This window comes from Duganella sp. CY15W (genome assembly GCF_009857555.1).
Classification (GTDB): domain Bacteria; phylum Pseudomonadota; class Gammaproteobacteria; order Burkholderiales; family Burkholderiaceae_D; genus Rugamonas; species Rugamonas sacchari.
The window spans coordinates 1565774-1578752 of the sequence record NZ_WWCQ01000001.1; the positions used below are offsets into that span (position 1 = coordinate 1565774).

The window sequence follows — 12979 nt, forward strand, 5'->3', positions numbered from 1 at the left end:
ATGGAGAAGGCGGAATTACAGCGCCTTGCTGCACATCTGGAACTCAGGATCGTCCTCGTAAGGACGGATCTCGAACTCCAGGCTGGCCATGAGCTTCAGCATGCCACGATTCTTGCGCAGCACGAGGCCGACGATTTCCGTCAGGCCGCGGTCGCGGGCGACGTTCATAATCTCCAGCATCAGACGCGTACCCAGGCCCTGGCCCGAGAACCTGTCGTCAACCAGCAGCGAGAATTCGCAGCTGCTGCGGTCAGGGTTGGCGATGTAGCGCGATACGCCGATGATGCTTTCGGTTTCCGTGAAGCTGCCGTCATCATCGGCAGTGCGGGTGGTCAGCACGGCGACCAGCGCCATTTCGCGGTCATAATCGATGAGCGAGTAACGCGCCAGCATCTGCGCCGACAGCTCGCGCAGCGAGGATGCAAAGCGGTTGTAGCGCGACTGCTCCGACAGGCCGCGTACCAGCGCTTGCAGCATTTCGGCATCGGTGGGCTGCACCGGACGCAGCGTGTATTCGCCACCGCCGCGCATGGGCCATATGCTGGCGTAGCTGGCCGGGTAAGGCATGATGGCCAGCTGGTCGTAGCGCTGGGCGGAAGGCGGCGCCGCGCCGACCACCACGCGTGCGTCCACCGCCAGCACGCCGCGCTGGTCGACGATCAGGGGATTGATGTCCAGCTCGCGCAGTTGCGGCAGTTCGCACACCATTTCCGAGACGCGCAGCAGGATGTGCTCAATCGCCTGCACATCCACCGCCGGCGCGCCGCGCCATTCGTCCAGCGTGGTGGCGACGCGGGCGCGTGAGATCAGGCGCTGGGCCAGGAACTGGTTCAGCGGCGGCAGTTCCACTGCGCGGTCGTTGAGCAGTTCCACCATGGTGCCGCCGGCGCCAAAGCCGATCACGGGGCCGAACAGCGGATCGCTGGCGACGCCGATATACAGCTCGCGGCCATCGCGCTTGCCTGCCATGCGTTGCACCGTCACGCCGTTGATGCGGGCGGCCGGCTGCAGGCGATGGACGTTGGCCAGCATGTCGTGATAGGCGGCGCCCAATGCGGCGGCATCCGCCAGGTCGAGCACCACGCCTTGTACTTCGGACTTGTGGCTGATGTCGGGCGAATCGATTTTCAGCGCAACCGGGTAGCCCAGTTGGGCGGCGATCAGTTGCGCCTCAGCGGCGCTACGGGCCGGCATGGTGGGCGTGATCGGGATATGGAAGGCGGCCAGCAATGCCTTGGATTCCATCTCGGTCAGCACGCTGCGGCGTTCGGCCAGTACACTTTCCACCAGGCGGCGCGCACCGTCCAGGTCTGGCTTGGCCAGTTGCGACAGGGGCGGCGGGGTTTGCTGCAAGAGCTGCTGATTCTGATAGAACGCGGCGATATTGCCGAAACCATCGACCGCCGCTTCCGGCGTGCGGAAGCTGGCCAGGCCGGACTGCGCGATCAGCTGGCGCGCGGGCGTGACGAGTTCATCTCCCATCCAGCAGGTCAGTAGCGGCTTGTTCAAGCCACGGCCTGCTTCGGCCACGCCGCGTGCGACGGCCAGCGGGTCGCCATCCAGCTTGGGCGAATAGATGACCAGCAGGCCGTCGATGTTCGCATTCTGGGCGCACGAGCGGATTGCGGCCGCGTAGTGCTGCGCTCCCGCTTCCTCCGACAGGTCCAGCAGGTCGGTCAGGGTAGCGTAGGGCGGCAGTTCCGGCGCCAGCGCTGCGGCGGCTTCTTCGCCGGGCTCGCCCAACTGCAGTCCCAGTTGATGCAGCCAGTCGGCCGCCAGCACGCCGGGGCCGCCGCCGTTGCTGATAACAGCCAGGCGCGGGCCGACCGGGCGATAGCGCGAAGCCAGGCATTTGGCGGCGGAGAACAGCTGCACGAAGGTGTTCACGCGCACCGCGCCAGTGCGGCGCAGCGCCGCATCAAATACTTCATCGCTGCCGATCATCATGCCGGAGTGGGTGGCGGCGGCGCGCGACGCGGCTGCGGCATTGCCGGACTTGATGATGACCACTGGCTTGGTGTTGGCCGTGCTGCGCAGCGCCGACAGGAAGCGGCGTGCGTCGGTAATGCCTTCCATGTAGATGACGATGCTTTCGGTGGCCGGGTCGGTGGCCAGGAAATCCAGTGTCTGCGCCAGATCGACCGCCGTGTTGGGGCCGAGCGATACGACTGCCGACAGGCCGACAGCGTTGGTGCCGGCCCAGTCCAGGATCGCCGACGTCAGCGCGCCGGATTGCGAGATCAGCGCCAGGCTGCCGCTTTGCGCCAGCTTGCCCGCGACGCCCGCATTCAGGTGCAGGCGCGGACGCTGGAAGCCGAGGCTATTCGGCCCAAGCAAATACATATCGTGCTTGCGGGCGATGGCATGCAGCTCGGCCGCCTGCGCCGTCGGTACACCCGACGAAATAATCAGCGCCGATTTGCACTGGATGCGGCCAGCCACTTCCAGGGCAAAAGCCAGTTCCTCATGCGGCAGCGCGATGAGCGCCAGGTCGGCGCGCGACTGTACCAGGTCTGCTAGCGTGCCGGTCATGCTGACATCCAGGAAGGTGATGACGCCTTGATAACCGCTGTCGCGCAACTGGGCGCAAACGCTGCGGCCGTAAACGTTCTGGCGCTCCGGCTGATCCGGCGGGCCGGCAAATACCACGATGGATTTCGGTGAAAACAGTGGGGTCAGATAGTGCAGATCCATGACGTTCTTCTGGGCAGTGACTGGCAAACCACACTATACGCCATGCGTCGAAAATCTGCGATGCCTTGACCTGGATCATAGATTTGCGCTGGGCCGATTGGCATAGTGGAAGTAGCTAACAGGATAACAGGAGGAATCATGGAAACGACCGCTTTGAGCCCCGACATGGTGCTTGGTATCCCGCTCTTTGACGAAGCGCATGCGGCGCTGGGGGAGCAGATCCAGACGCTGCTGCATGGTCCCGACGAGGAGTTCGAAATGCATCTGGCGGCGCTGGTGGAGTGCCTGGAAGTGGACTTCCGCGTGGAAGAGCAACTCATGGACGCGATTGACTATCCCGCCGCGCGCAGCCATCGCGAGCAGCATGCGCGCGTGCTGGCCACCTTGCATGGACTGCCGCCCGGCGATATCGATGCCGGCCGCAAGGTGGCAATGCTGATACTGCCATGGTTCCAGATGCATCTGGCGACGGCGGATACGGCGCTGGCCATCGCCTTGCAGATGGCCGGCCGCGCCGACAGCGGATCGGCAGAAAAAGGCGTGCCTGCCGCGAGCATCGCCCGCCGCCGCCGTGATGGCGCCACGGCAGTGAACTAATCGTCCAGCATTAGCGGCGTACCCGCCGCTACTTTCTCGACCTGGAGCCGGCCCGGCAAGTGATAGGCGCGCTGGCCCATCGTCAGCCAGCCGCGCCGCCGCATAGCGCTCAGACAGCGGCTCACCGTGGAAGAGGTCAGGCCCAGGTAGTCCGCGATGTCCTGGCGCGACATCGGCAGCGAGGCCTGTTCCAGCCGTTGCAGCAGAAACTGCGCGACCCGCTGCACCGCCGAGGTGCTGCGCAACATGGCCGCATGCTGCTGGTGACGTGCGATGGTGCCGCTCAACATTTGGCCAAACGCCTCGGCGCTGCGCGGCTGGCGGTCCAGCAAAGACAGCACCTGCGCGTAGGGCACGATAGTCACTTCGCAATCGGTCAGCGCTACCGCGCCTGCGTGGCGGTGCTGCTGGTTGAGCGATTCCAGACCTACCCACGCGCCGCTGCCCAGGAATTCGATGATGTGCTGGCCGCCATCGCGGCCATGCTGATACAGCTTGATGTCGCCGCTGCGGATCACGTGCAGCTGCTGGTCCACTTCATCGGAAACGCGGAACAGGTGTTCGCCGCTGTGCAGGTGCACGCAACGCTGCTCCAGGCAGGTGTGCGGCACGGCGGCGGCGGGCGGCGCATCATCCCGGCACAGGCCGGACAGCGGGCAGCCATAACACCGGCTGACGCGGTCATTGGATACCACCAGTTTCAGTTTGCTCGCCATGATCAGCCCTCCGTGCCAGCGGCAGTGCGCTCCAGCGCTGCCGGATCAAGTAAGGTCAGGTCGCGCCGGTGCACCTGCATTACGCCCTGACGACGGAACTGGTCTATCAGCCGGCTCACACACTCGGCGCTGACGCCGATGTAGCTGGCGATATCGCAGCGTGACATCGGCAGCCGGAAGCGCGATGCCGAATAACCGTTGTTGCGGTAGACCTGCGACAGGTGCAGCACCAGGTCGGCCATGCGCTGACGCGAATGGGTGTGGTGCAGCAGTAGCGCGTCTTGCTGCGCGCGGCGGATTTCCGCCGCCAGCAAGGCATGCAGACCGGCGCGCTGCATGGGCTGGCTGCGGCCACGAAAGGCCTGGCGGTCCCAATCGATGCAACAAACTTCGCTGTCCTCGAGGGCGATGGCGCTGGTGCTATGGCCAGCGGCGCCCAGTGTATTCAAACCCAGAAATTCCGGCGCCATGGCGAAGCCGATGACCTGTTCGTCATGGCCGGGGCGTTCCAGCACCAATTTAAAACTTCCCGAGCGTATGCAATAAATGCGGTTGCCGGGAGCGTCGCCCGCGCGGTATAGCGCGTCGTGGCGACGGACCCGCATGCGGTGGCCAGCGATCTGGTCGTCCGCCGCGGTGTCCCGGCAAAGATGCAAATGGATGCAGCGCTCGCAGTTGCTACGGTAATTATCGACGCGCATGCAACCCCGCTTAGTGCGCCATCAGGACTGGCAGCGTCATCGACTGCAGCACGCGGCGGGTAACGCCGCCAAGGACGATTTCGCGCCAGCGTTGATGGCCGTAAGCGCCCATGACCAGCAGGTCCGCCCCCAGATCGGCCGACAACGACAGCAGCGCATTGCCGATATCCAGGCCGGCGGGCGTGTGCTGCTGCGTGACTTCCACCCGCACGCCATGGCGGGCCAGGTACAGGGCGATGTCGGCGCCAGGCTGTTCGCCGTGCACGCCGTACTGTGTCTGCGCGTTGAACACGGCCAGCGTAACGTGCTGGCTGCGGCGCAGTAGCGGCAGGGCGTCGGTCACGGCGCGCGTGGCGGCGCGGCTGCCATCCCAGGCGACCAGCGCGTGACGGTCGATATGGGTATAACGGCCGGCGTATGGCACCAGCAGGACCGGGCGGCCACTGTGCAGCGTCAGGTGTTCCGGCAGCTTGCGCAGCCAGTCCGGCCCGGTCAGTTCGGGATCGCTCTGGCTCAGCACCAGCAGATCGGCGTAGCGCGACTGCAGTACCAGGCCGGTTTCGGAATCGTCGTCGCTGATGCGGCGCTCGAAACTGACGCCTGCGGCCTTGGCCTGGACCACAAAGCGGTCCAGCGCCTGTGCGCTGTTGCCGGTGACGGCGTCGATGTCGGTCGGGGCCAGCATGCCACCGTAACCGAAAGCGGCGTTACGGTAGCATTCCATGGTCAGGCCGGTGAACGCGGCGCCGACCAGATGCGCTTCGTGACTGAGTGCGACCTGGCAGGCCAGCTCGTAGCGGGACGCAGCGTGAGGCGACAGGTCGGCGTGAAGCAGGATATTTTTGTATGTCATGATGAGCTCCTTGTGATTGCCAATGTCAGGCTATCAAAGCGCATCGATAATTTTTATGATCTGGATCAAATTTCCCCGGATAAATCGTAGTAGGCCTTATTTCGCCGGACGCCGGGACAGGATCAGCGCCGCGATGCCCAGCAAGGCGGCGATCCACAGCGGCAGCCGCGCCAGCGCCGTTTGCCAGCCCGAGACTGTGGAGATGGCCGCGGAAGGCGTAAATACGGGCACCTGATCGAAGTCGCGGAAGCCGTAGCCACCGAGGCAGGTCGCCGGACATGGCTGGCGTTCATCGCCCAATGCGGACAGCTGGATCACGCGCTGGAAGTAGTCGCGCAGCCTGCGTTGATGCTGCTCGACCTCCGCCAGAAAATGCTGGTGACGCTCATGGCCGTTCCCGGCCAGCGCCGACAGGGACTGATATGCCATGGTGACAGGGCTGAATCCCTGCAGGCGTTCAAACAGTCGCTGACGGTTTTCGCCAGCCTGCGCGAAACGGCGATCCACTTCCGCCATCACGCGTTCCAGCTCCTGCGCCCTTTGAAGCCGGGAGACGCTGGAGGATACCTTGTCCAGCGAAGCCGCCGGTTTCCACTCAGGGTGGCTGTCGTAGAAGCGCGCCAGACTGGCCAGTTTATTCGATGCCACCGCGTCGCCAGCATCGCGCAGCGCCTGCACGTAGCGTTCGCGCTGTGGTACGGGCGCCGCTGCCTGCACCGCAGCCGTCAGGGCGCCAGGCAGCAGGATGGCAAGGACCAGCCAGGCGCCGAAGCCGGCGAAAGCCGCCGTCATGCGGTTGCCGCAGGTCGCGCAGACCACCACTGCCACGGCAGCCCAGAACAGCGAATACAAGGTCACGATACCGCACCACCGCGCCAGCGCCGTGTAACCGTCAGGGTTGGCGGGAACCGCGCCCGACGCCAGCGCAAGCGCGCAACACGTCAGCATCAGGAGCGCGCTTGCCGCGAGTGTGCGTGCGGCCGTCTGCGCGACCAGCATGCGCCCGATACGTACGCCCTGCAACTGCAAGGCGCGCAGCCGCAGGCTTTCCCGGTCTTGCGTCAGTACCGATGTGGTCAAGGACAGTAGTATCAGCGGCCAGAGATAGACGACAAAGAACATCAGATCGAAACGCCCCACGGCAAGCAAGGCGGGATGTTCGATTTCCAGTGCGGTGCGCGCGGACTCCATCGATTCCGCCCGTACACGCACGTAGGCCGGAAGCAGGTCAGCCTGGCCGACCGCCAGCGCCGCACCCGCCATCTGCGGCTTGGCGGCAAAGCCTACGTGCTCGCGGAAGACGTAGCCACGGATATCGACAGGGGTGCGGAACCATTGCAGGCCGCTGAACTCTGTAGCATCGGGATGCGCAAAATAGCGTTGCGCCAATGACTTGGCGTCATTCCGGGCCTGCGATTCCTGTATCGCGGCGGCATTCACGGCACTGCGGTTCTGTCGCTCAAAACGATTGCCTTCGTATAGGCCAAACATGGCCAGCAGCAGCGCTGCCAATAACAGCATCAACGTGCCGCGTTCGCGCAGCTGGCTGCGCAGATCGTAGACGATCAGTGTAAACAGTTGTTTCATCGTAGATTTCCATAACGAAGACGACGCAGACCGGCCGCGCACAGCAGCAAGCTGCCAGCAAACAGGACGACCAGCGGCAGCAAATGGCGTTGCAGCAGGGCGGCGAGGTCCAAGGGCTGATAGGTAAAGCGGAACGGCGGCACTCGATCCCATAGCGCCTGGTCGCCGTCGTAGCGGGCGCCGTTTTGCTCAGGGTGTGCGGTAATCGCCTCATTCAGTACCAGCTGTATGGTGCGGCGCTGCTGTTCCGCGCCGTTGACGAACTGGATATGGTGCTGCGTATCGCTACCGGCCGCCATGCCAGACAAGCCGGCTACCGCAGCGGACGGCGATATCCAGCCGGCCAGCGATGCGGCCTCGCTCTGGCGCCGCATGGCGTCAAACAGCTGGCCATAGTGCTGGTCAAAAATGCCGTCGCCATGCTCCTCGCCGCGTTGCAGGCTGATGCCGGCCCAATTCAACGGCAAGTCCCTGGCGTCTTTCACGCCATATTCACGCAGCAGCTGCAGCTTGTCGCGGCGTGCCTGCTCCGGATCGTCCGGCATGCCCAATGCATTGTCCAGCGATGCACGGAATGCCTGCATGGAGGGCAGCGGCGCCGCCAGCTGCGCCAGTTCTGCGGCGGCGCGCGGCACCACCAGCGTGGTGACGGCCCACAGCGCTATCAAGACAGCCAGCGCAGAACGCAAGGTGCGCGACCAGGCGGAGACACCAGCAATCAGCGCCGCCCACGTTGCCAGGTAAAGCAGGTAGCCCAATGCGAACAGCAATGCACGCAATGGCCCGTCACTGAATGGGCTGCGGCCATGCATCTGCCACTCCACGGTGCCGACGGCAACGCTGGCAGGAATCACCAGCGCCATGGCCATGCAGAACAGCACAGAGCCGCGTGCCATGGCGATGGCGCCGAGCGGCGCGGCATTGATGCGCAAGGCCGCTAGCGTGCCCCGTTCACGTTCCCCGGCAAACATGCCAAAGCCGAGGAAAATCATCGCCATGGGCGCCAGCACTTGCAGCACCAGGGCCGGGTTCAGGCGAAACTGGCGATTGATACCCGGTTCATCGTTGGCGGGACGGTACACCAGCTCATTCTGCTTGTGCGCCTCCAGCCAGACGCTGGAGCCCACATAGTGTTCTATGCCCGGGTCCAATGCGGACAATGCCGACAGGGGCTTGAATACGTAGACGCCGTAGTGCGCCGCAGCGTGCGGGTATTTTTTGCCTTGCTGGGACCAGCGCTGCTGTTCCGCTGCCTGTGCACTGCTGCGCGCATCGAGCGCAGACTGCAATTCCAGCGAGGACAGCGCGGCCGCGCCCGCCGCCAGCGCCAGGCCTATGCCGATCACCAGCCACACGCGCCAGTCACGCCGCCGTTCGCGCCAGTCCGCAAGCCAGGCGCCGCCAAAGGCCAGCAGCCAGTGCGCCATGCCGTGGCGGCGGTCAGGCGCGGCGGGCGAGGATGTCAAGGTAGTTGTGTTCAAGTTCGCCTGCATTCAAGTCTCCCAGTTTCCATTCCCCAGCCAGTTGGCCACCTACCAGCATGCCGCAGCGATCGGCCAGCTCCTGCGCGCGGAACAGATCGTGGGTTGCCATCAGAACCGCCGCGCCATCGTCGGCCAGCGTGCGTACCAGTTCACCAAAGGCCACGCTGGCCTCGGGGTCCAGCCCGGAGGTTGGCTCGTCCAGCACCAGTACCCTGGCGCCTTTGGCCAGCGCCATCACGATGCCGACTTTCTGCCGCATGCCTTTGGAATAGCCTTGTGCCATGCGGTGCCACGCATGTTCGGGCAGGCCGGCCCGCTCCAGCAACGCCTCGATCTCCGCACGGCGCGGCGTGCGCCCCAGCAGGCGCATGAAGAACTCGACGTTCTCGACGCCAGTCAGGCGTTCATACAGCGCGACGTTTTCGGCGATGTAGGCCGCGTGTTCGACTGCTGCCTGTGCCGGTGGCAGGCCGGAGCCAGCCAGCTGTATGACGCCGTCGTCAGCCTGGACGAAACCCAGCAGGCAGCCGATGGTGGTCGACTTGCCGGCGCCATTCGGTCCAAGCAGGGCATAGACCTCTCCGCCGTGGACGTGCAGATCCAGCCCATGCAGCACGGTGCGGTTGTCGTAGCGCTTCACCAGTTTTTGTATGCGTATCATGCGGGCTCCTTAAAAGGCGTAACGCACTTCGGCAAATAGCGTACGGCCCGGATAGGGGTGCAGCTGATATGCCTTGTTGTTATTCAGGTTATCGACGCCCAGCGACACTTCGGTGCCCTTGACAGGTTTGAGCAGCAGGCGCACATCCAGCTGACTCACACGCGAGACGCCGCCATAGACATCGGTGTTGTAGTCGGTATTGTTGATTTCGTTGAATTGCGGCCCCGAATAACGGTAGCTGGCCGCCAGGCTCCAACGGTCGGATGGTGCGTATATCAGGGTGCTGGCGGAGCGCACCCGTGGCACGCGCGACCAGTTCTTGCCGACAGATGGCAGGTAGTTGGCGTTTTCAAGGATGGTGGATTTGCTGAAGGCGATATTCGCTTCCGCGCTCAGGCCAGGAATACCCAGGCGATCGATCTGGCCCACCAGCTCCAGTCCACGCGTACGCACGCGCCCGACGTTCTGCACATTGGTCACATTGGGGAAGACGTTCAGATTGAGCTGGCTCCAGATGGTATCGCGTATGTCGTCCTGGAACAGCGAGGCGCGCAGGCTGCCCAATGTGTAGCGCTGCTCGGCACTTAGCTCCAGCGCGGTTGACCGTTCCGGTTTCAGGTTGGGATCGTTGACGGTGATGCTGCTGCCTGCCGCCGTTCCCTGGAACAGTTCCGCCACCGTTGCAAAGCGCGTGCCGCGTCCGGCTGACATGCGCAGCGTGGTTTGCGCGTCCATATCCCAGGCCAGTGACAGCTTTGGCGACCACGCATGGTCGTTGCGGCGTGGGTAGTCCACGCTGGCGCCTGGAACTACGCGCTGCGTGCCGCTGCTGGCTTGCCAGGATTCCGCCCGCAGGCCCATGACCAGGTGCCATTGCGGCGTGAAATGCCACGCATCCTGTCCGTACAGCGCCAGGATGCGCGTTTCTCCGCCCACGTACTGCGTCTCTGTGCCATTGGCGTTGCGCCAGTCGGCTGTGGCACGCGTCGACTGTTTGAGTTTATAGGTATCTGCGTGCAGGCCAAAGGTCAGTGCGTGATCGCCTGCGGCATTGCTGGTGCTGGCGTCCAGCGACTGGAAGCCGCTGCCATCGCGTACCACAGCACTGCCTGCGCCACCGCTGGCCGCGAGCGGATCGGCCACCGTGGCATTGCGCTGTACATCGTCAAGGATGCGGTAGGCGCTGATGGTGACGCTGGCGTTCCATCCCGCCTTGTTACGCGTCTTTGCGCTGAAGCCCAGCAGGGCGTGGCGCTCTTCGCGCGTGTATGGTGCAAATGCCGAAGTGGGAATGTTGAACACATTGATGCCATCGGTAACGCGGCCAGACCAGACGGCGTTGCCGGCGGCATCGCGCAGGAAGGTTTGATTGCGTGTGGTGCTGTCGTTGCTCCACCATGCCAGCATGGCTTCGGTGCTGATGGTGGGGCTGAAATCGTAGCCGAGCGTGACTTTGGCCGTGTTCTGGATCGTGTGATCGATGGCGCCAGTATTCGCGCCCATGATGGCGCGGCGTGTTCCGAATGGCCCGGTGTCGTAAACGATGCCGGTGACCGGCGTCGCTGCACCGCCGGCGGTGACCGGCGTGGCGGCGTAGTAGCCCATCGGCTGGCTGGTGGCGTCCTGGTGATTCACCATCAGCTTGTACCAGAGTCCCGATGGCAGTTTATCCGCCAGCAGCGCGGAAGCCTGGTAATTGCGGAAGTGGTCGGCGACGCCGTACTGGTCGTAGCTCTGGTCCTGGCCGGCAATGCGAACCGCGCCGGAAAACGCGGTCGGGCGGCTGGTGGTGACGGCAATGGTGGTGCCGATGGCGTTGCCGGGATAAAGCGCGGAGTAGGGACCATACAGCACCTCGACGCGTGTCATTTCTTCCGGCGCGATCATGTTCCAGCGGGGCGCATCAAAGCGGCCCAGGAAGTTGGACAGCAGGTAGCCATCCATGTACACCAGCGCGCGCGGCGCCTGGGTGGTCGAGAAGCTGCGGCCGCCGACCAGCGCATTGCGGTCGCCGCTGTAGCGCTTGCGGATCGTCATGCTGGGCAGATTGCGCAGCGCATCCTCGGGGTTGAAGATATTCTGCTGCTGGCGCAGCTCTTCCTGTGTTTTTGTGATGCTGGTGCTGGGCAGGTCCGGATCGAGCGTGCTGCGGGTGCTGTTGATGGTAATTGTCTGTAGTGCGGCGTCGTCTTCCGCCTGCGCGTAGTGAATCGTCAGGGCGAGCGGGATCGCCACGGCCAATGGCCGCATTATGGTTTTCATGGTCTGGAGTGAAGTGGTGTTAATGCAAGAGACTTGCATAATAGACCGGCTTGATTGTTAACGCAACATGGTTGCATTAAATTTTCAATCGGCCAGGGTTTTCCAGATCAGGACCAGATTCAGGCTGACGATGAGGCTCATCATGCTCCACGCAAGCCAAGCCACGGGACGCGGCGTGGCAAAGCGGCCCATGATGGCGTGAGAGCTGGTGTAGCGTATCAGTGGCCACATGGCGAAGGGCAACTGCAGGCTGAGTACCACCTGGCTGAAAATCAGCAGGCTGGTGACGCCGCGGTCGCCATACACGCTGGTGACCAGCAGCGCAGGCACAATGGCGACCGCACGCGTTAGCAGACGTCGTGCCCATGGCGCCAGCTTTAGCTGCACGAAACCTTCCATCACGATCTGGCCAGCCAGGGTTGCGGTGACTGAAGAACTCAGGCCAGCCGACAGCAGGGCTACCGCAAACAGCACGCTGGCCAGGGCCGCGCCAGTCAACGGGCCAAGCAGCAGATAGGCTTGTTCCAGATCGGCGACGCCTGTGTGTCCGGTGGTATGGAATACCGCTGCAGATGTAATCAGGATGGCGGCATTGACCAGAAACGCCAGGCACAGCGCCACCACGATGTCCACCGAAGCGAAGGAAATTGCTTTGCGCGTGCCGTCTTCGCTGGTATTGAAGCGCCGTGTTTGCACTGTTGAGGAATGCAGGTAGAGGTTATGCGGCATGACGGTGGCGCCGATTATGCCGATCGCCAGATACAGCATGCCGGGGTCGGTAACTGTCTGTGCCGACGGGATAAAGCCCGCCGCCACGGCATGCCACTTCGGCTGCGCCAGCAGCAGGTTGACAGCAAAGCACAGGAAGACGATGCCCAGCAATGCCATCACGAACGCCTCCAGATAACGGAAGCCGCGCTGTTGCAGCCACAGGATGACCAGCACATCGAGTGCGGTCAATACCACGCCATAGCTTAGCGGGATGTCGAACAGCAGCTTGAGCGCAATGGCGGTGCCGATGACTTCCGCCAGATCGCAAGCGCAGATCGCGACCTCGCACAGCAGCCATTGTGCCAGGGCGGAGCGGCGGGACGAGTGGCGGCGGCACAGCTGCGCCAGGTCGGCTTGCGCCACAATGCCCAGGCGCGCGGACAGGATTTGCAGCAGCATCGCCATGCAGCTGGACAGGCAGATAATCCACAGCAGCGTATAACCGTAAGCGGCGCCGCCGCCAAGGTCCGTGGCCCAGTTGCCCGGGTCCATATAGCCGACTGCGACGAGGTAGCCGGGGCCGATGAAGCCAAGGAAACGCCGCCACCACGGACCGTGACCGGCGACTGCCACACTGCGCTGGCCATTGGCGCCTGCTGGTTCGGCGGTGATTACGGGCGGCGTCATACATACTCCTGTTTCAAAAGGAAGAA

The 12979-nt window shown here is 63.8% G+C and carries 10 protein-coding genes; 1 reads left to right on the plus strand and 9 read right to left on the minus strand.

All coding sequences use genetic code 11. The annotated features are described in order from the left end of the window. Positions 1-15: 15 nt before the first annotated feature. Positions 16-2694 carry a bifunctional acetate--CoA ligase family protein/GNAT family N-acetyltransferase gene (locus tag GTP58_RS06950; RefSeq protein ID WP_161076794.1) on the minus strand — a complete coding sequence of 893 codons (2679 nt, stop codon included), beginning with the start codon at positions 2692-2694 and terminating at the stop codon, positions 16-18. A 138-nt stretch (positions 2695-2832) separates the two neighbouring features. Between GTP58_RS06950 and GTP58_RS06955 the strand changes: the two genes are divergently transcribed. After that, the gene (locus GTP58_RS06955; RefSeq protein WP_161076795.1) at positions 2833-3291 is read left to right on the plus strand and encodes a bacteriohemerythrin; all 459 of its coding nucleotides are present in this window, start codon (positions 2833-2835) and stop codon (positions 3289-3291) included. Here GTP58_RS06955 and GTP58_RS06960 read toward each other — a convergent pair. The 8 genes from GTP58_RS06960 to GTP58_RS06995 all read right to left on the minus strand — a co-directional run bounded on the left by GTP58_RS06960 (position 3288) and on the right by GTP58_RS06995 (position 12953). After that, positions 3288-4007: a Crp/Fnr family transcriptional regulator gene (locus GTP58_RS06960; RefSeq protein WP_161076796.1), complete on the minus strand. Its 720-nt coding sequence runs from the start codon at positions 4005-4007 to the stop codon at positions 3288-3290. The genes GTP58_RS06955 and GTP58_RS06960 overlap by 4 nt on opposite strands. 2 nt (positions 4008-4009) lie before the next feature. Next, positions 4010-4708: a Crp/Fnr family transcriptional regulator gene (locus GTP58_RS06965; protein ID WP_161076797.1), complete on the minus strand. Its 699-nt coding sequence runs from the start codon at positions 4706-4708 to the stop codon at positions 4010-4012. A gap of 10 nt (positions 4709-4718) precedes the next feature. Beyond that, entirely contained in the window at positions 4719-5561 is an 843-nt protein-coding gene (locus GTP58_RS06970; RefSeq protein WP_072782397.1) for a universal stress protein, read from the minus strand. A 96-nt stretch (positions 5562-5657) separates the two neighbouring features. Beyond that, the gene (locus GTP58_RS06975) at positions 5658-7148 is read right to left on the minus strand and encodes a DUF3526 domain-containing protein (RefSeq protein ID WP_161076798.1); all 1491 of its coding nucleotides are present in this window, start codon (positions 7146-7148) and stop codon (positions 5658-5660) included. Beyond that, complete coding sequence (locus GTP58_RS06980; protein ID WP_161076799.1) at positions 7145-8629, minus strand: DUF3526 domain-containing protein; 1485 nt, start codon at positions 8627-8629, stop codon at positions 7145-7147. Before GTP58_RS06980 ends, GTP58_RS06975 begins: the two co-directional genes overlap by 4 nt. Beyond that, positions 8589-9293 (minus strand): ABC transporter ATP-binding protein, encoded by a 705-nt coding sequence (locus GTP58_RS06985; RefSeq protein ID WP_161076800.1) that lies wholly within the window; start codon positions 9291-9293, stop codon positions 8589-8591. Before GTP58_RS06985 ends, GTP58_RS06980 begins: the two co-directional genes overlap by 41 nt. A 9-nt stretch (positions 9294-9302) precedes the next feature. Next, positions 9303-11555 carry a TonB-dependent receptor gene (locus GTP58_RS06990; RefSeq protein ID WP_161076801.1) on the minus strand — a complete coding sequence of 751 codons (2253 nt, stop codon included), beginning with the start codon at positions 11553-11555 and terminating at the stop codon, positions 9303-9305. Between the two features lie 84 nt (positions 11556-11639). Next, on the minus strand, positions 11640-12953 hold the full coding sequence (locus GTP58_RS06995) for an Nramp family divalent metal transporter (RefSeq protein ID WP_161076802.1): 1314 nt from the start codon (positions 12951-12953) through the stop codon (positions 11640-11642). Positions 12954-12979: the final 26 nt, after the last annotated feature.